Source organism: Brachybacterium sp. FME24 (genome assembly GCF_014897705.1).
Taxonomy (GTDB): Bacteria; Actinomycetota; Actinomycetes; order Actinomycetales; family Dermabacteraceae; genus Brachybacterium.
In genome coordinates this window covers 212,607-231,298 of record NZ_JABUXV010000007.1, presented here as the reverse complement: position 1 = coordinate 231,298, position 18,692 = coordinate 212,607, and the positions used below count along the sequence as shown (strand labels likewise).

At 72.0% G+C, this 18,692-nt stretch carries 12 protein-coding genes; 4 read left to right on the top strand and 8 right to left on the bottom strand.

The window, feature by feature from the left end; all coding sequences use genetic code 11:
• Window positions 1-108 precede the first annotated feature (108 nt).
• Entirely contained in the window at window positions 109-279 is a 171-nt protein-coding gene (locus INT51_RS10175) for a hypothetical protein (RefSeq protein WP_193105181.1), read from the bottom strand.
• Entirely contained in the window at window positions 276-1,046 is a 771-nt protein-coding gene (locus INT51_RS10170) for a DsbA family protein (protein WP_193105180.1), read from the bottom strand. Before INT51_RS10170 ends, INT51_RS10175 begins: the two co-directional genes overlap by 4 nt.
• 532 nt (window positions 1,047-1,578) lie before the next feature.
• On the opposite strand from INT51_RS10170, the gene INT51_RS10165 reads away from it, so the two are divergent.
• The 3 genes from INT51_RS10165 to INT51_RS10155 all read left to right on the top strand — a co-directional run bounded on the left by INT51_RS10165 (window position 1,579) and on the right by INT51_RS10155 (window position 8,124).
• Entirely contained in the window at window positions 1,579-4,914 is a 3,336-nt protein-coding gene (locus INT51_RS10165) for an ABC transporter transmembrane domain-containing protein (protein ID WP_193105179.1), read from the top strand.
• A gap of 232 nt (window positions 4,915-5,146) precedes the next feature.
• A complete protein-coding gene (locus tag INT51_RS10160) occupies window positions 5,147-6,514 on the top strand; it encodes a UDP-glucose/GDP-mannose dehydrogenase family protein (protein ID WP_193105178.1) in 1,368 nt (455 codons plus the stop codon).
• An 86-nt stretch (window positions 6,515-6,600) separates the two neighbouring features.
• Window positions 6,601-8,124 carry a BCCT family transporter gene (locus INT51_RS10155; protein ID WP_193105177.1) on the top strand — a complete coding sequence of 508 codons (1,524 nt, stop codon included), beginning with the start codon at window positions 6,601-6,603 and terminating at the stop codon, window positions 8,122-8,124.
• A 44-nt stretch (window positions 8,125-8,168) separates the two neighbouring features.
• Here INT51_RS10155 and INT51_RS10150 read toward each other — a convergent pair whose 3' ends face one another.
• From INT51_RS10150 to INT51_RS10130, 5 genes are all read right to left on the bottom strand, one after another.
• Window positions 8,169-11,315 carry a YhgE/Pip domain-containing protein gene (locus INT51_RS10150; protein ID WP_193105176.1) on the bottom strand — a complete coding sequence of 1,049 codons (3,147 nt, stop codon included), beginning with the start codon at window positions 11,313-11,315 and terminating at the stop codon, window positions 8,169-8,171.
• Between the two features lie 152 nt (window positions 11,316-11,467).
• Window positions 11,468-12,451 carry a peptidoglycan-binding protein gene (locus INT51_RS10145; protein ID WP_193105175.1) on the bottom strand — a complete coding sequence of 328 codons (984 nt, stop codon included), beginning with the start codon at window positions 12,449-12,451 and terminating at the stop codon, window positions 11,468-11,470.
• A gap of 193 nt (window positions 12,452-12,644) precedes the next feature.
• The gene (gluQRS, locus tag INT51_RS10140) at window positions 12,645-13,619 is read right to left on the bottom strand and encodes a tRNA glutamyl-Q(34) synthetase GluQRS (protein WP_193105174.1); all 975 of its coding nucleotides are present in this window, start codon (window positions 13,617-13,619) and stop codon (window positions 12,645-12,647) included.
• Between the two features lie 31 nt (window positions 13,620-13,650).
• The gene (locus tag INT51_RS10135) at window positions 13,651-14,187 is read right to left on the bottom strand and encodes a GNAT family N-acetyltransferase (RefSeq protein ID WP_193105173.1); all 537 of its coding nucleotides are present in this window, start codon (window positions 14,185-14,187) and stop codon (window positions 13,651-13,653) included.
• 91 nt (window positions 14,188-14,278) lie between these two features.
• Window positions 14,279-15,067, bottom strand: a complete 789-nt coding sequence (locus INT51_RS10130) for a hypothetical protein (RefSeq protein ID WP_193105172.1) — start codon at window positions 15,065-15,067, stop codon at window positions 14,279-14,281.
• Window positions 15,068-15,321: 254 nt separating this feature from the next.
• Between INT51_RS10130 and INT51_RS10125 the strand changes: the two genes are divergently transcribed.
• A complete protein-coding gene (locus INT51_RS10125; RefSeq protein ID WP_193105171.1) occupies window positions 15,322-15,858 on the top strand; it encodes a peptidylprolyl isomerase in 537 nt (178 codons plus the stop codon).
• Between the two features lie 472 nt (window positions 15,859-16,330).
• On the opposite strand, the gene INT51_RS10120 is transcribed toward INT51_RS10125, so the two are convergent.
• Entirely contained in the window at window positions 16,331-18,556 is a 2,226-nt protein-coding gene (locus tag INT51_RS10120; RefSeq protein WP_304502143.1) for an MMPL family transporter, read from the bottom strand.
• Between the last annotated feature and the right edge of the window lie 136 nt (window positions 18,557-18,692).

Below are 18,692 nucleotides of genomic sequence, written 5' to 3'. Positions count from 1 at the left end.
CTGTGTCGCGAAGCAGCGGACTTATGCGTGGAGCCAGTGCCACATACGGGGTCGCTCCACGCATAAGTCCCGTGCTTCCGTGGCAGGGTGCCCCGAGCAGGGGTGGGGTCAGTCGCAGGTGCCGTCCGCAGCGCACGCGGCGCCGTTCTCGAATTCGCCACCGAGCAACGAGGCGAGGGATGCCACGGGGGCGGTGGCCTGCGGCTCCGTGGTGCTCGGTGCCGGGCCGTCCGCGGCTGCGCTGCTGGAGGTCGTGCCGCGTCCGGACGCTTCGCTCATGACTGCGCCCTCTCGGCCCGCGCCTCGTCAGCGATCTGACGCAGCGCCTGGCGGAAAGCGTCCAACGGCAGCGCGCCCGGGGCCGTGTACTTGTCGTTGAACAGGAAGAACGGCACGCCGCGGGCACCCATCTGCACGGCATTGCGCACGTCGGTCTCGACCTCGTCGTCATGACTCCGACCGGCGAAGGCGGCGCGTGCGACCTCCTCGGTCAGCCCGGCTCCGCCGGCGCGGGCGGTGACCGCGTCGGCGTCGAACGGATTCGCGGTCCCGGTGAAGTAGCCCCGCTGGAGGTCGAGGAAGAAGTCGGTGGCGGCGTCCTCGCCGTGCTCCGCGCTGATCGCCTGCATCACGCGGTGCACACCACGGGTGTTCGCGATGGGGCGTTCGGTCACGTATTCGCGGCCGAGCTCGGTGGCCATCTCCTGGATCTGTGCCTCCATCTCGCGGACCTTCGCCAGCGTCAGGCCCTTGGCCTCGACCAGGTGATCGGCGTTGTCGCGCACGGTGTCGGTCGGGGAGGTGGGGTCCAGCTCGAAGGAGTGCGCTCGCAGGTGCACCTGGCCCTCGAGGCCTTCAGCAGCGATCGCGTCGTGCAGGCGGGACTCGCCGATGTAGCACCACGGGCAGACCACATCGGTCCAGACATCGACCGTGATCAGCGGCTCGGGAGCCGTGTCCGGCGCGCTCGGGCTCGGGGCGCTCTCGGTCTTCTGGCTGCTCGCGGCCGTTCGGTCGCTCTCGGTGTTCCCGGTGTTCTGGCTCATTCCGACTCTCCCTGGCGGCGCTGGATCCGGGGCCCGGTGCCGCGACATCCCTAACTGCTTGAAAACGGTACTACGTAGCGGGGTGGCGGGCGAGGGGCCCGCGCGCCATTCCGCTGCCGGCGCAGTGCGGAACCGCTGCTGACACAGCGCGGACCCGGGGGAATCCTGTTGCGCGGCTCGCATACCGTGCCTCGCTTCTGGCCGTTCGGTGAGCTTCCCGGCTGACGGTGACACACTGAGCAGTGCCCGAGTATGCCCCGGCGGGTCACCACCCGACGTCGACCAGGAATTCCATGTCTTCGCTGAACTCTCCTTCCACGCGCGCCGCGGTCTCGCCCGCGATCGCGCGGCCGCACGCGCACTGCCCGGAGGTGTCCTTCGCATGACGTCGAACAGGAACAGGAAGCGTGGCAGGAGCCCCCGTGCAAGCAGCGCCGCGGCTCTCGGTCCCGCGGACACCACGGTGCCCGCGGAGCCCGGTCCCACCGGCTTCAGTCCCGCCGAGCTCAGCCCGGCGAGCTCGAGTCCTCTGATGCCCAGCCCCGCAGAGCCCGATCGCGCCGAGCCCGATTCCGCCGACATCGCACCGGCTGAACGCGGCGTGTCCCATCCCGCTTCGGTCGAGCCGGAATCGGAGCCGGAGTCGATTCAGGCCGAGCCCGGCCTGTCCCCGCGGAGCCCGGCCGAGCCCACCTTTTCCCCGGAGGACCCTGCCGAGCCCGGATCGTTCCCTCAGGATTCGGCCGAGCCCACCTTTTCCCCGGAGGACCCTGCCGAGCCCGGATCGTTCCCTCAGGATTCGGCCGAGCCCACCTTTTCCCCGGAGGACCCTGCCGAGCCCGGATCGTTCCCTCAGGATTCGGCCGAGCCCACCTTTTCCCCGGAGGACCCTGCCGAGCCCGGATCGTTCCCTCAGGATTCGGCCGAGCCCACCTTTTCCCCGGAGGCCCCGGCCGAGCCCGGATCGTTCCCTCAGGATTCGGCCGAGCCCAGCTATTCCCCGGAGGTCCCGGCCGAGCCCGTTCCCCTCGAGGCGGTCTCCGTCGAGTCCGACGGCGGAGATTCCGACGCCGGGGACGCCGGGGACGTCGATTCGACGAGACTGCGCACGACGAGCCCGTCCTGGTCCTCCGGGGCAGAGGCGGACGTGTGGTCTGCCTCCGAGGTCGATGATGCGCAGACGGGCGGGACCGCCGCCGTCGACGAGCCCCGATATGACGACGGGCCGAACACTCTCGAGGACGCCTGGCTGCAGGATGCGGTGCACGAGCCGATCCACGAGCAGGATGAGAGCCCGGACGACCCCGAAGCGATCGACGAGGTCGAAGCGGCCCCGGAGCCCCAGGGTGCCCAGGGCGAGCCGCCCAGCGGTACCGCGCAGCACGACCCCGAATCCGGAGATCGGTGGACCGTGGTCGCCGATTCCGCCGACCCCACCGACCCCGCCGACCCCGCCGACCCGACGCACACCGACATGTCCGCCGACTCCGACGACAGCGCGAACGCCGACGAGCCGGCTGAGGGTGAGCCCGTCGGGCACGAGGCAGGAATGGATCGCGACCCGTCGGGGCCCGATCAGCAGTCGGGTACAGCGGGCCCGGAGGCAGCAGGAGAGCCCGAGGTCCCCGCCGACGACGCTGCATCGACCAGGCATGACCTCGACGGCGCACCGGCCTTCCCCGTCCCCGTGACGATGTCCCCGAAGGCCAAGAAGTTCGGCTGGGCCCGGGAATCGCTGCTCGGCGGGCAGCGCGCCGACGAGACCGGCACGGGGTCGGTGGCCGGGAAGAACGCTCGAACGACCATGAGACCGTCGCTGGGCAAGATCGGCAGGGGGAAGACTCCGCCCCGCGTGACGGAGTCGGAGCCGTCGACGACCAGCGCCGGCGTGCCGGGCACCACGGCGCTCGCGGCTGCCGGGTCCGGCACCGGTGTACCCGCCACCCCCGCCTCCGCCACCCCCGGCGCCGGCGCGTCGGGAGCAGCCGAGCCCGGCCACGGAGCGGACCGTGCCCCCGAATCGCCCGCTCCCCTCGCCGAATCGCCGGGCAGCGGTCGAGCCGACGGCCCCGCCCACCAGGTGCTCCAGGTGCTCAGTCCGTACCTGCGCACCCATCGCGCGGCTCTGCTGACCGGGGCGATCGCCCTGCTTCTGAGCGTGTGGCTGTTGATCGCCCTGCCGTTCCCGCTGAAGTACGCGGTCGACGCCGCCGTCGCCTCCACCGGCGCCGATCTTCCTGCCCTGGCGGGCGTCACCGGCAACCCCGAGCGCGCCCTGGTCACCAGCGTCATCGTGCTGGCCGTGCTGCTGATCCTGCAGGTGATCGCTCGTTTCACGGCGATCGCCGCCCTCGGCCGAGTCGGGGTGCGCATCGCGACCGCCCTGCGCTCCCGGCTGCTCGCTCACGTCCATCGCCTGTCCCCGGGCGACGGCGGGGCGCCCACGATCTCGGCCCGCAACGGCGGTCAGGCCGACGATGCCACGGTGCGCCCGCTGATCGATGATGTCGCCGCGTTGCGGGATCTCCTGTCCCACTCGGGCCCGCGCGCCGTCGCGGCCGCGCTGACCCTCCTGTCCCTGCTGCTGGTCACCGTGATCGTCGAGCCGCTCGCGGCGCTCGTGCTCCTCGTGGTCGGGGCGCTGTACGTGCTGACCGCCACGTTCGCGCTGCGCCGCGGCCGCATTGCGGAACGCAAGGCGCTCACCGAGTCCCGCATGCTCGCCGACACCGCCGAGGAGCTGGTCGCCGCCACCGGCACCATTCAGTCCTACGGCCTGGAGTCCCGCTCCGAGCGCGGACTGACCGAAGCCGGCACCCGCGCCGGTCGCGCGCTGACCCGGGCCCGTCGCTCCGAGACCCTGGTGCACCTGCTCACGCAGCTCATCGCCGGGATCGGCGTCGTCGCCACTCTGCTCCTGGGGGGCCAGCGGGTCGCCGCAGGAACCATGACCCCGGGTGACCTGGTGCTCGTCCTCGCCGACGTCCTGATCACGATCGTCGTGCTGCGCGAGCTGCTCCAGCACCTGGGCAGCGTGAGGTCGGCGCCCGCCGCGGGCGACCGTATCGCCGCTCTGCTCGCGCGCGAGGCCGGCATCCCCGAACCCCAGCGCACCCAGCCCGTGGACCAGGTGGGCGGCGAGATCGTGTTCTCCGCCGTCAACACGGCCGGTGGGCCCGGCGGTGACCTGTTCGATGCGGTCTCCCTGGTGGTCCCGGCCGGGCAGCACGTGGCCCTGCTGGACCGGGCGGGCCACGAGTCCGCGGCGCTGATCTCCTACCTGCTGCGCTTCGACCAGCCGGATACCGGTCGCGTGCTGCTGGATCGCTTCGACACCCGCACCCTCTCCCTGACGGATCTGCGCCGCCAGGTCGCCGTCGTCCAGCGCGAGCCCGTGCTGTTCACCGATACGGTGCGCGAGAACATCCGCATCGGCCGTCCCGACGCCACCGACGCCGAGGTGGCCGAGGCCGCTCGCCGCGCCGGGGTGGACGACGTCATCGCCCAGCTCAGCTCCGGCTTCGACACCGTGCTGGTGCGACGCGGGAACGTCCTGACCGACGGTCAGCGGCGACGGATCGCGATCGCCCGGGCGCTGCTGCGCGATGCCCCGATCGTCGTGCTCGACGCCGCGGACGCGGATCTGTCGACCGCTGAGCGTCAGCCGGTCCTGGCGGCGCTGGCGGCCCTCGTCCAGGGGCGCACCGCGATCGTCAGCAGCCGTGACCCGGAGACCATCACGGCCATGGACCGCGTGCTGTGGTTCGAGAGCAGCGACGTGCGCGAGGACGGTGCCCCCACGGCCCTGGCCGCGGACCCGTCCTCCCGTCTCGCGCGCTGGCTGCGCACCCAGGACGAGAGCGTCTGAGCGGAGTCGACCCGGTGAGGAGCCGGGTCGATCTCCGATGGGCCGAACCGGCCCCGGACGAGCCGCACCGGCCGCCGATGCGCCGAGGCGTCGTCGGACTCTCGACTGCGCTCAACCGTGCGGCCACCTCCCTGTCACCCGGGGAGGCAACAGTGGAGCCACTGTCCGGGCCCCGAGGGGTTCGTCGGCCGTACCGGTGATCTCCGGGGCAGCGCGAGAAAGCGGGTCCACCATGAAGCTCTCCGTCATCGGTGTGGGATACCTCGGCGCCGTCCATGCCGCGAGCATGGCCGAGCTCGGCCACGAGGTGATCGGTCTGGATGTCGACGCCCGTCGCATCGAGCAGCTCAGCGCGGGCGAGGCACCGTTCCACGAACCCGGCTTCGCCGAGATCCTGGCCCGCGGGCTGGCCTCCGGCCGTCTGCACTTCACCACCGACTACGCCGACCTCGCCGACGCCGAGGTCCACTTCCTGGGCCTGGGGACCCCGCAGCGGGCCGACGGGTTCGGGGCGGACCTCAGCCACCTCCACGCAGCCGTCGACTCGCTCGCCGCAGTGCTTCCCGCCCGCGACGGCGCCGCGACCCTCGTGGTCGGGAAGTCCACCGTGCCGGCCGGCACCGCCCGCGGCCTCGCCGAGAGCCTCGAGCGGGTCGACGGGGTGCACCTGGTGTGGAACCCGGAGTTCCTGCGGGAGGGCTTCGCCGTGCAGGACACCCTGGAGCCCGATCGCGTCGTCTACGGCGTGCGCGATCCCGATGCCGGCGGCACCGAGGTCGAGATGCTCGACGCCGTCTATGCGCAGATCCTCGAGGGCGGCGTGCAGCGCCTGGTGATGGGCTTCGAGACCGCCGAGCTGGTCAAGGTCTCCGCCAACGCGTTCCTGGCCACGAAGATCTCCTTCATCAACGCGATGGCCGAGCTGTGCGAGGCCACCGGCGCCGACGTCACCGACATCTCCCGCGCGCTCGGTATGGACGACCGCATCGGGAACAAGTTCCTGCGCTCCGGCGTGGGCTTCGGGGGCGGTTGCCTGCCCAAGGACATCCGGGCCTTCATCGCCAGCGCGGAGGATCTCGGCGCCGGGCAGGCCCTCGGGTTCCTCCGCGAGGTCGACGCCGTGAACCAGCGCCGACGAGTGCGTGTGGTGGAGCTGGCCCGCGAGATGCTCGGTCCCCTGCGCGGGCGCCGTATCACCGTGCTCGGCGCGGCCTTCAAGCCCGACAGCGATGACGTGCGCGACTCCCCGGCCCTCGAGGTCGCCTCCCGGCTCATGGCCTCCGGTGCCCACGTCACCGTCACTGATCCGGAGGCGCTGGCCAATGCGGAGCGTCGCATCGAGGGCCTGGTCACCGAGGCGGACGCCAGCGAGGCCCTGCGGGGCGCGGAGCTCGTGCTGCTGCTGACCGAGTGGCGCGAGTACCGTGACCTCGACCCGATCGCCACGGCCCGCCTGGTCGCGGCCCCGCGGATCATCGACGGCCGCACCGTGCTCACTCCGCGGGACTGGCGCGCCGCCGGCTGGGAGTTCCGGGCCCTCGGGCGCCCCGAGGCCCCGGTCGCCGACCACGTCCCCGATCCGGAGCTCGCCCTGTTCTGATCGGTCCCGCTGCGAGCCCCGGAATGGGGCCGCAGGTCACCGCCACCCCGAGGCCCCCGAGCTAGGCACTTCTATACTCGACAGGGATGACCGCGCCGGCGCCCGTACCGCAGGCCCGGGGGCGACTCGGGCCCGTCTTCCACGCGTCCCTGCTGCTCTCCCTCGCCTTCGTGGCCTTCGGGCTGTGGCGGCCCCACCTGCTCACCGCCGTGCTCGCGGCCCTCCGCGACGTCGTGGTGGGCACCTTCGGCCCGGTCTACCCCATCACCGTCACGGCACTGCTGCTGTTCGTGCTCGTCCTCGCGGTCAGCCCCGTCGGCCGAGTCCGGCTCGGCGGGCCGGACGCGACCGCGGAGTTCGGCGTCGTCTCCTGGATCGCCATGCTGATGAGCGCCGGGGTGGGACTCAGCTTCCTGTTCTGGGGCAGCGCAGAGCCGCTCATCCACCTCGCCGACCCGCCGCACGGCACGGCGGATCCGGAAACTGTCGCGGCCGCACGGGACGGGATGCGCCACGCCCTGATGTTCTGGGGCCCGCACGCCTGGGCGCTGTACGCGGTGGTGGCCCTGGCGATCGGCTACGCGAGCTTCAATCGCAGGGAGGGGATGCTGGTCAGCGCCGCCCTTCGCCCGCTGCTGGGAAAGCACTCCGACGGGTGGCCGGGCACCGTGGTGGACGTGATCGCGGTGTTCGCCATCCTGTTCGGCGTGGCCACCTCCCTGGGTCTCGGCACCGGGGAGCTCAGCGCCGGCCTCGCCGCCCACTTCGGGATCGCCGACTCGTTCGGCGTGAAGATCACGATCATCGCGGGCCTGATGGTCTTCGCGACGATCTCCTCGATGACCGGGCTGGGTCGCGGCATCCGCCTGCTCAGTCTGGTGAACATGACGTTGTGCGGGGTGCTCCTGGCAGCGGTGTTCGTGCTGGGGCCGACGACCGCGATCCTCACCACCGCCGGTGCCGGGTTGCGCGACCTCGGCCTCCACCTGGTGCCGATGAGCCTGGCGATCGAGGCGCCTGTCGGTGACCCGTGGACCGGCGCCTGGGTGTACTTCTTCTGGGCCTGGTGGATCGCGTGGGCGCCGTTCGTCGGCACCTTCATCGCGCGGATCTCGCGGGGGCGGACGATCCGCGGCGTCGTCGGCGGCGTCGTCCTGGTGCCGTCCGCGGTCGGCGTCGTGTGGTTCTCCGTGTTCGGAGGCACCTCCCTGGAGCGGGAGCTCAGCGGGGCCGTGGACGTCGCCGAGATCGCCGGGGAGACGAAGTCGGTGGCCACGCTCGCCGTCCTCGACACCCTGCCGCTGACCGGGTTCACGCTGGTGCTGCTGGTCCCGGTGCTCGCCCTGCTGTTCATCACCTCCGCCGATTCGGCGTCGTTCATGCTGGGCAGCACCACGACAGGGGGCAGCCTCAAGCCTCCCCGGCCGGTCCGGCTCCTGTGGTCCTTCGCGGCAGCCTTCGCCGCGGTGCTGCTGCTGGGCGGTGGACCGGAGGACCTCCGGGGGGCTGCCGTGGTCGCGGCGATGCCCTTCACCCTGCTGATGCTCGCCCTCGCGGTCTCCTTGGTGATCATGCTGTGGCGGGACCGCCGTCGGGAGGATTCCGCGTAGCGCGAGTTCCCGGGCCCTCCGCGTTCGGGACCGTGCCCGGCCCGTCAGGTTCGCGCGGCATCCGGAGTCGAGAGGTCACCGGCAGGGGCTGGGTCCTCCTCGAAGGTGTGACCGTCGGCCTCCTGCAGTGCGCGTCGACGCTGCACGACGGCGCCGACCAACCCCAGGGCCACGCCGACTGCGAGCCAGCCGGCGAGCCACAGCAGATCGCCGGTGGGATCCACCCACCCCCCGCCGATCGCGCCGCGGAACGCATCGACCGCGTGGGTCATCGGCAGGAAGGGATGGATGACCTGGAAGAACTGTGGCAGGGTCGCGGTCGGATAGGTACCGCCGGCCCCGGAGATCTGCAGGGCCACCAGCACCAGGGCGACGAACTTCCCGACCGGCCCGAACAATGCCCCGAAGCCATGGTTCAGCGCCACGAACACCAGGCTCGTGATCGCCGACAGGCCGAACAGCAGTGGCAGGTCGTCCATGGTGATCCCGACCGCCCAGTGCAGGGCGCCCACGGCGATCGCGGACTGCACCAGGCCCAGCAGGAATGCCGGCACCAGTCCGCCGGCCAGCAGGCGTGCCGGGCCCACCCCGCGGGAGGCGGCCTGCGTGGAGAACGGCGGCATCATCAGGAAGATCGCCATGCCACCCACCCACAGGCTGATCGCCAGGAACAGCGGGGCCAGGCCTTCGCCGAAGCGGGACAGCTCATGGTCGCGCTCGAAGCTCATCTGCACCGGATCGGAAGCGGTCTGCGCGAGCTCCTCGCCCTCGGTGTCGGTGTACGAGGGCACATCGCCCTCGGCGTCGCGCAGGCCGTCGCGCAGCTCGGCCGAGCCGTCGCGCACCTCATCGGCGCCCTCGTCGAGCTGGACCGCACCGTCGGCGAGCTCACCGGCGCCGTCGTCGACCTGCCCGGCGCCGTCGGCGAGCTCGGTGGCGCCCGCGTCGAGCTCGCCTGCTCCGTCGGCGAGTCTGCCGGAGCCGGCGCGAGCCTCACGGGTTCCATCGGCCAACTGGTCAGCTCCCGTGGCGAGGTCCGCGGAGCCGTCCGCGAGCTGCTCGGCGCCGGTGCGGGCGGTCCCCACACCGTCGGTGTACTGGCCGACGCCGGAGGCGAGGTCCTGGGCGCCGTTCTTGGCGGTGCCGCTGGCCGCGGCCAGCTTCTCTGCGCCGGAGGAGACGTCCTGGGCACCCGAGTTCAACCGGCGCACGTCATCGGCGCCCTGCTGGAGGGTGGCGTACGCGTCGGGCAGGGCGAGGGCCGCGGTGCGGGCCTGCTCCGTGAGATCGGCGGCGAGGTCGCTCGCCGTGGAGCCTCGCTCCGGGGTGGGAGCGGCAGCGGCGGTGTCCTCACGGAGCGTCGCGAGATCGGAGTCGAGGCTCGAGGAGTCCTCGGCGAGGGCGCCGGTGGTGCCCGCGACCGAGGAGGTGCCCTCGGCGAGCGACGTGGTGGTGGTGGAAAGGTCCTCGAGGTACGTGACCATGGCGTCGGCCGAGTCGGTCATCCCGGTGGCGGTGTCCTCGAGGGAGGTGGACTGCTCGGCGGCAGTGCCTGCGGCATCGTGCGCAGTGGTCGCGTCGGTGGAGGCCTGGGCGGCGTCGTCGCGGGTCTGCTGCGAGGTCTCCGAGACCCCCGCGAGCTCCTCGCAGAAGGCGGCATCGGCGCCGGAGTCCTCGCAGCGTGCGGCCAGGTCGTCGACCGAGTCGGTGTACGCCTGCACTCCGTCCTGCGCGGTCGTGGCGCTGTCTGTGGCGGTATCGGTGGCGTTCGCCGTGTCCTGCGCCGCCGTGTCGAGGGTGGCGGCGTCCTCCGCGATGCTGGCGGCACCGTCCTGCAAGGTGCGGGCGTCGGCGGCGCGGTCGGTCGTGTCGGAGTCGAGGGCCTGCGCCGCGTCGTCCGCGCTGGTCGCGGTCTGGTCGAGGGCCGTCGCCGCGTCGGAGAGGGTGCCGGCGTCGGCCGCAGGCTGCTGCAGCCGGTCGGAGAGCCCGGTGGCGGCGCCCTCGAGGGTGTCGATCGCCGCGACCAGGTCGTCGCTCGTGGTCTGCACGCCCTCGGGGGTCACGCCGATCTCCTCGGCGCGCTGCTGGGCGGCGCTGATGGTCTCGTCGAGCTGCTGGGTGCCGCCGGCGACCTGTTCGGCGCCGTCGGAGAGGTCGGTGGCGCCGGTGGCCAGCTGGTCGGTGCCCGCGGCGAGATCGTCGGCCCCGGTGCGCAGGGGCCGACCCTTCTCATCGAGCGTGACCAGGCCGGTGCTGAGCTGGTCGGCGCCCTCGCGGAGGGTCGCGGTGCCGCTGCGCAATTCGACCGCGCCGGCGGTGAGCTGATCCAGGCCCACCACCAGGTCGAGACTGCCGTCGTGCACCGTGGAGGCGCCGGTGGCGAGCTCGTCGGCCCCGGAGGCCAGCTCGCCGGTGCCCTCGGTGAGCTCACTGCTGCCGGAGACCAGGTCGCCGGTGCCGTCGGCCAGCTCGGTGGTGCCGTCGGCGAGCTCGCTCGAACCGTCGGCCGCACCGGCGATCCCGTCGTGGATCGTCGTGAAGCCCACGTAGACGTTGCTCAGGTACTCCTCGAGCACGCTCGCGCGCAGCGAGTCGGTCAGGGCCGTGCCCACCGACTTCGAGAAGTTGCCGCCGACGTAGTTGATGGAGTCGTTGGTGGTGACGGTCAGCAGTGCCGGGGCGGCCTGCTCGGCCTCGCCGCCGAGGGAGGCGACGTTCGCGGAGAAGGACGAGGGGATCTCGACCGTGGCGCCGTAGGTGCCGTCCTCCAGCCCCCGGTGCGCCTCGGCGGCGGAGACCTCCACGAAGCGGTAGACGTTCTCCTTGTCCATGTCGATCAGGGTGTCGGTGAACTCGCGACCCACATCGATGCTGGTCTCCTCGCCGCTGTCACCACCGGCCGGCGATGTCATGGTCGCGCCCTCGTCCTCGTCGACCACCGCGGCGGTGATCTGGTCGAGGTTGTTCGACGGGTCGTGGAAGGACCACGTCATGTTCCCGGAGTAGATGACGGGGACCAGCGCGAGGCCGACGACGAACAGCGCCGCGATCGGCTTCTTCCACTCCCCGGGCAGCAGGGCGACCGCGCCACGACCAGCGGCGGCGATCCCGCGGCCGGCGCCGCGGAGCGCGGACAGGAGGGCGTGGGCCACAGCGGTCAGCGCGGCCTGGAGAGCTCGGAGGATTCTCATCACGAGCAACACGATACATTTGTGTATTGAGATTCGCAGTTACCGAGCAGTAAGTGTGGCGAGCGGAACCCGGGACCCGGGGCTCGAGGCGTGACGTCAGCGCACGATGCTCGGGCCCCGGTTCCCGCGCCGGGTGTCGCCCTTCGTCCGCGTCAGTCGGCGATGCGGGTGTAGCGATACGGCTTGTACTTCGAGCCGCTGGGCGAGGGCGAGTACGGATAGCCGATGGTGCGTCGCGCCGTGCCCTCGGTGGAGTACGCCTGCTCGAGGATGACCCAGGTGGTGCGGGCAGCATCCGCCCACTTCTCGAAGATGCCGACGTGGCCCACCTCCTTGCCGTTCTCCTCCGGGGTGATCAGGAGGATGTCCCCGGGTTCGAGCTCGGACTTCTCGATCGCACGGGTGACGCCGTGCCCGGCGTCCGGATGCAGCATGCCGGTGGTGAAGCCGATCTCCTTGTCCGCGGGGAAGGTTCCCCAGGCCATGGACACGAAGCCGGAGCAGTCCGTGCGCCACAGCTTCGCCGGCTCCGGCCCGGGGCTCGACTCGCCCATGGAGTAGGGGCGCTTGTCCTGGGCCCAGAACATCGCGCGGTCGATCACCTGCGAACGGCTGATCTCGGTGTTCCACTGCGCGAGCACGAGGTCAGGGTTGAGGTCGTTCCCCCCGCCGGGAACCGTGCGGACGAGGCCCATCAGGGCCATGGTCTTCGCTCCGGCGCGTCCGTCGACCACCAGGTCGGACTCCCCGCGCTGGAACTCCTCGACCGCGGCCACAGTCTTGGCGCCGTAGTCGCCGTCCTCGGAGACGGAGACGTGCGCTTGGACCTCGGAGACCACCGAGACGAGCTCCGCACGGGTGATCGCCCCGGCATCGCCATCCACGACCAGCGCGCGGTCGGCCTGGAACTGACGGATCGCGGTGTTGGACTTCGGGCCGAGGTCGCCGTCGCGAAGACCGTCGTAGTAGTAGAGGCCCCACAGCGCCGTCTGCACGCCGAGGGTCGAGAGCGCAGAGGCGGGGCTGGTGATCAGCAGGCCGCTCGCCGCAGCGACACCCGTCACCCCCGCAGTGCGGAACAGGGAACGACGGGTGAGGAGGGAGGGAAATCGTGCAGTGGTCTGGTGCTCGGGCATGAGAGGACCTCTCGCAGGACGTGGGGGAACGCAGTGCCGTGTCGGGCACCGCCGCCCCGACGCTACGTGCACCAGGTCATACTCCGCATCGGCAGAACTCCCCCTTCTCAGATCCGGCCGAGGGTGGTAGCGAAGTTGCGCGGTGATCAGACTGCGCCGTCATCACGCTGCGGAACCGCGAGCGGGCGCGCACTCAGGTGGGCAGGTCCACGACCCAGGGTGCGCGATCCAGGGTCGAGGGGTCCCAGCGCTCGAGCACGTCCGCCGCGATGCGGCAGCCGGGCAGTCCCAGCGAATCACCGATCCGGCCGACGACGTCGGCGATGGCCTCCCCTCCCTCCAGGCGATCCCGCAGCGTCACCGCACCGTCCCGCTTCGCCAGTCTCGTCCCGGCGGCATTCACCGCGAGCGGCACGTGGGCGTACCCGGGTTCGGGCAGCCCCAGCAGATGCGCCAGGTGCGCCTGCCGGGGTGCGGAGCTGAGCAGGTCATCGGCGCGGGTCACCTGGTCCACGCCCGCGGCCGCATCGTCCACGACGACCGCCAGGTTGTACGCGACCACGCCGTCCCCACGGCGCAGCACCAGATCGTCGACCGGGCCCCGGACGCTCCCGGCCCACAGGTCCTGGACCGTCCGCTCGGGGACGTCGGCCCGCAGGCGCAGTGCCGGGTCGCGGCGCAGTTCGCGCATCCGCTCCCGGCCCGTCTCGCGCGCGGACGCGCTGAGATCCCGACAGGTCCCGGGATACGCGCCGGGCGGGGCGTGCGGCGCGCTCGGTGCCTCGAGGATCTCCCGACGGGTGCAATAGCACTCGAAGACGAGGTCGTGGGAGACGAGACGGTCGATCGCGGACTCATAGGCCGCGCCGCGCTCGGACTGCCGCACCACCTCCCCGTCCCAGTCGATCCCGAGGGCGGCGAGATCCTCCAGCTGGCGCCGCTGGGACCCCTCCCGCACCCGATCCAGGTCCTCGACGCGCAGGTGGAAGGCACGACCGGAGCGACGGGCCAGCACCCAGGCGAGGATCGCGGTGCGCAGGTTCCCCAGATGCAGATCGCCGCTGGGGGAGGGGGCATAGCGGCCGGCGCCGGGCGACTCATCGCCGGTGGACGCCTCCTGGTCGGCAGGATCCGCCGTCGTGCGGTCTGCGGGGCCCGGTGCACTCATGGCCTCGCAGTCTACGGACCGGGGCGCGCGCTCAGGCAGGGCGGATCAGCAGGACGTCACCTTCGCGGCCGCCGGGCACCGGACGCGACGCGGGGGCGAGGGCGAAGCCGAGCCTCGCGGCCAGAGCGCGGGACGCGGCATTGCCCGCGGCGGTCACCGCCAGCACCTCGCGACCACGGGCCCCGATCTCCGGGTGGCCCAGCACGGCGTGCATCGCCTCGGTGGCGACCCCGCGGCCGCTCACGCCGGGGGAGACGCGCCAGTAGGCACTCAAGTCTGCGTGAGCGTCCACCTCGAGCGGGGCGAGGCCGACGACCCCCAGCAGCCCGGACGGGAGCGTGCCCCGGGAGGGCTCGCGGGAACGCACCGTGAGGTACCCGGCGCCGTGCTGCGCCCAGTGCTCGATCCACTGCGCGAGCACCCAGCGCATCTGCTCGCGCCCGGTCAGCGGCTCGGTGAGGTCCTCGGTGAAGGCGCGCGGGTCCGCGTGCAGGGCGAACAGCTCCTCGAGGTCGCCCTCGACCACCGGGGCCAGCTGCAACCGGGCAGTACGCACGGGAGGGCTCACGGCAGGCAGACGAACGGCGCGGCGATCACCGTCGAAGGACGGGATCGCCGCGCCGTGCACGGAATGCTCCGCGAGCGCTCTGAGGCGAGGCTCAGACGTCGCCGCGGTGGGTGCCGCGCTTCTCGTCGTCCAGAGCGGTCGCGCTCTCGTCCGCATCGGACTCGACCTTGACCTCCTTGGGCGCGACGTCCGAGGAACGGTCGTCACCCTTGAGGGCCTGGGCCACGTCACCCGCGTCGGCCGAACCGACGGTGTCGGAGACGGTCGAGGAGTCGTCTTCGCTCGAGGCGGAGGCCGGGTAGTGCGCCCGGGCGAAATCTGCGGGCGGGGCCCACGGATCCTCGACCGGACGGGTCTTCTGCCAGGCGATGTAGCCCGCAGCGGCGCCGGCAGCGGCCAGCCCGAGGACGAGCAGCACCTTGCCGGCGCGACCCTTCTTCTTGACCGGTTCCGGCTTGAGGGCAGCGGCCCGGATGTCGCCCTGACCCTTGTCGAGCTCGGTGCGTGCGGCGTCGACGGCGGCCTTCAGGACAGAACCGGTGGTCTCGGCGGTCTTGCGGGCGCGCGGGAGGTAATCGTCCTGCACGTCCTGCTTGAACTTGTCGGCGCGGGGGCCGAGGTTCGAGGACAGCTCGGAGAACTTCTCGCTCTGATGGCGGAAGCGCTCCTCGACGCCCGGACCGTACTGGTCGACGAGCCCGGTGGCGCGCGAGCGGGCCTCGCGGGCACCCTCGGACATGACGGGCCCGACGGTGGCGGCGAGCTTCTGCAGCTCCTCGACGGCCTTCTCGGCCCTCTGCGCGGTCGTACCGGCAGCCTCTGCGGTCTTCGCGGCCTGCTTCTTGGCCTTCTTGGACTCGCGCTTGGTGGTCAGCGCCATGAGGTTCCCCTTTCGGTCGAATCCGCCGGGTCGGGCCGACGGTGGTCCCTGGGCCGGGCCGCCCTGGCGGACGACGCGCCCCGTGTGGCACAACTCTAACGCGAGCGAGTATGGGCGTTCCTCGGTCAATGGTCAGGTTTGCGCCCTGCCGAGCGGTCGGGCCAGCGCAGGGCCGGTGTCCGCTGAGAGCGGACCGCTCTTTGTCAGGGGGTCTGTCTAAAGATCCGGCAGGGCGTTTGTGCGAAGATGACGCCATGTTCGCAACTCTGCATACCAACCACGGGGACATCCGTCTCGAGCTGTTCCCCGACCACGCCCCCAAGACCGTCGACAACTTCGTGGGCCTCGCCGAGGGAACCCGCGAGTTCACCGACGCCGAGAGCGGCGAGAAGGTCACCCGCCCGTTCTACGACGGCGTCGTCTTCCACCGCATCATCTCCGGCTTCATGCTCCAGGGCGGCGACCCCCTGGGCACCGGCACCGGCGGCCCCGGCTACAACTTCGACGACGAGATCTCCGAGAAGAACTTCAACGAGCCGTACATGCTCGCCATGGCCAACGCCGGCAAGCGCATGAACGCGATCACCGGTAAGCCCGCGGGCACCAACGGTTCGCAGTTCTTCATCACCGTCGGCCCGACCCCGCACCTCCAGGGCAAGCACACCGTCTTCGGTGTCGTCGCCGACGAGGACTCCAAGAAGGTCGTCGACGCGATCGAGGGCGTCAAGACCGACATGCGTGACCGTCCCCTCGAGGACGTCGTCATCGAGAAGGTCTCCGTCGAGAAGTGATCCCGCACGGGGTCGAGAACTGACCCCGTACGGGCCGAGACTGCTCTGAGCAGCCGGCCCCCGCGACGAATGCAGAACTGCCCGCTCCCTCGCACGAGGGGACGGGCAGTTCTGCATTCGTCGGCACCCTCTCCCTCCACCGCTTCCCGATCTGCCACCGCTGGCCCCACCCGGCCGCGCCGCCGACCGTCCCACTGGCCCCACCCCACCCCGCCGCGCCGGCCGCTGGCCGCCCGCCGCCAGCCGCCGCCCGCTGGCCGCCGCTGGCCGCCCGCCGCCGCCCGCTGGCCGCGCATCATGCCCCGCCAGCCGAGTCGGCCTCGCCGATACTCCGAAAATGTCCCCTGAGGACCGATCTTGGTGGGCGGATCGGTCCTCAGGGGACATTTTCGGGAGGGGTGCCGGGACGGTGCCGGGACGAGCTGGTGGCCGGCGACCCGGTGCCGGCGACCGGGACGGGCCGGGTGGGCGGTCAGTCGCGCTGAGCGGCTGCCGGGCGCGAGGGCCACCACATGCGGTCCCCGATCAGGGCGAACAGCGCCGGCACCAGCACGGTGCGTACCAGCAGCGTGTCCAGCAGAACCCCGAGGCCCACGATCAGGCCGAGCTGACCGAGCACCACCAGGGGCAGCACTCCGAGAGCGGCGAACACGGCGGCGAGCACCACACCCGCGCTGGTGATGACCACACCGGTGGAGCCGACGGCCCGCACCATGCCCTGGGTGGTCCCGTGGGTGGCAGCTTCGTGACGGGCGCGGTGGACCAGGAAGATCGTGTAGTCCACGCCGAGAGCGACCAGGAACAGGAACGCCAGCAGCGGCACCGTCACGTCGAGCGCGGGGATGTCGAACAGGAGGCGTCCGGCCCACAGGCCCAGGCCGATCGCCGCGACCGAGCTGGCCACGTTGACGGTGAGCAGCACCAGGGGTGCCACCACGGCACGCAGCAGTCCCATCAGCACGATCAGCACGACTGCGAGGATCATCGGGGCGACGACGAGCAGGTCGCGGACGGAGTCGGAGCGCACGTCCATGGCACTGGCCGTGGTGCCTCCCACCAGGGCGTCGGCCCCGGTGAGGGCATGGAGCGAGTCGCGCAGCCGCTCGGCCTCCTCGATCGCCCCGGGCGACTCTGGCTCGGAGGAGCCGACGGCGGAGAGCACGGCCCAGCCGTCGGGCGTGGTGCCGCTGACGGAGGCGCGATCGATCCCGGGCACGGACTCGGCGGCCTCTGCGGCTGAGTCGGCGGCGGCCTCTCTCACCACGATCTGGTGCGGGGCGCTCTCTCCGGCGCCGTAGTGCTCGGACATCGCGATGAACCCGGTCGAGGATTCGTTGGCGGAGGCGAACTGCTCGTCCTGGGAGAGGCCCACGCGGGTCCCGATCAGGCCCGTGGCCAGTACACCCATCAGCAGCACCGAGACGACGGCTGCGATCGCCGGGCGGCGGGTGACGGTGCGGGCGACGGCCGCGAAGGGACCGTGCTCGGCGTCGTCCCGGCGCGTCGCGGCGTTCCCTGCATTCCCTGCGCTCCGTGCCTCCTCGGGCTTGGGCACGAAGGGCCAGAACACGCGCCGGCCCACCACGGCGAGCAGAGCGGTCAGCGGGAACAGCACGGCGATCACAGCGATGATCAGCCCGGCCGCGGCCGCGATGCCGAGCCCGCGAGTGGCGGGCATGACGGCGGCCAGCAGGGTCAGCAGGGCGAGCACGACGGTGACATTCGAGGCGATGATCGCGGGTGCGGTGCGGGTCCAGGCGGAGCGCAGCGCAGCGCGGTGATCACCGGTGTCGTGCAGCTCCTCGCGGTAGCGGGAGATCAGCAGCAGCGCATAGTTGGTGCCCGCGCCGAACACGAGCACGCTGATCACGCCTGAGTCGAAGGCCAGGGAGAACTGCTCGCCCAGGGTGTCGGTGACGGCGCCGGCGGCCCCGTCGGCCAGGCCCACCACGGCCAGCGGCGCCAGCCACAGCACGGGGGAGCGGTAGGTGAGCAGCAGCAGCACGGCGACCACGGAGATGGTGACGGCGAGCAGCGTGAAGTTCGCCCCGGCGAAGGCGCCGCGGATGTCGGAGCCGACGGCGGGGCCGCCCGTGACGGACACGGTCAGCTGCTCGGCGGCGGAGTCCTCCGCCGCAGCGCGCAGGTCCGTGATCATCGCATCGATCGCGTCCTTGTCAGCTTGGGAATCGACGGTCGTCATGACCAGGTCGGCTTCGCCGTCCTCGGCGGGCATGGGACCCACGGCGTCGCGGCCGGAGACCTCGGCCAGATCGGCCCGGAGGGTCTCCACGGCGGCCTGGTCCTCAGCGGTCAGCGCGCTGCCGTCCTCGCGGGTGACCACGGCGAACACCGGCTGGTAGCGGTTGCCCTCCATGGTGTCGGCGATCGCGGCCGCCCGGGAGGACTCGGAGGTCTCCGGAAGCGCATCCATCCCGGAGGCGGGCCCGGCGCCGCGCAGACCGCCCATCACGGCCAGGAGCAGCACGACGAAGACGCCGAGCACGACCCACGCGGAGCGGCGACCGGTGAGGGTGCCGGCGATCCGCGCGGAGAGGCGCCCGACGGGCCCGGCGGGCGCCTCGGGACCATCGGCCGAGGTATCGGACGGAGCGGGCGAGGCGCCGTCGACGGGCGCAACGGGCTCAGCGGAGTCGCCGCCCCGGTGGCGGTGGGAGGTGGGTGTGGGTGCAGGCACTGTGGGTCCTTCGCGAGAAAACCGCTGGTGGCGGCGAGGGGTGCGGTCCCCGATTCGGGGTGCTTCCCACGCTATGGACGCGCTGCGGGAACCGGATCAACCGTTCGATGTATTCGCGGGGCGGGTGGGGGCGGTG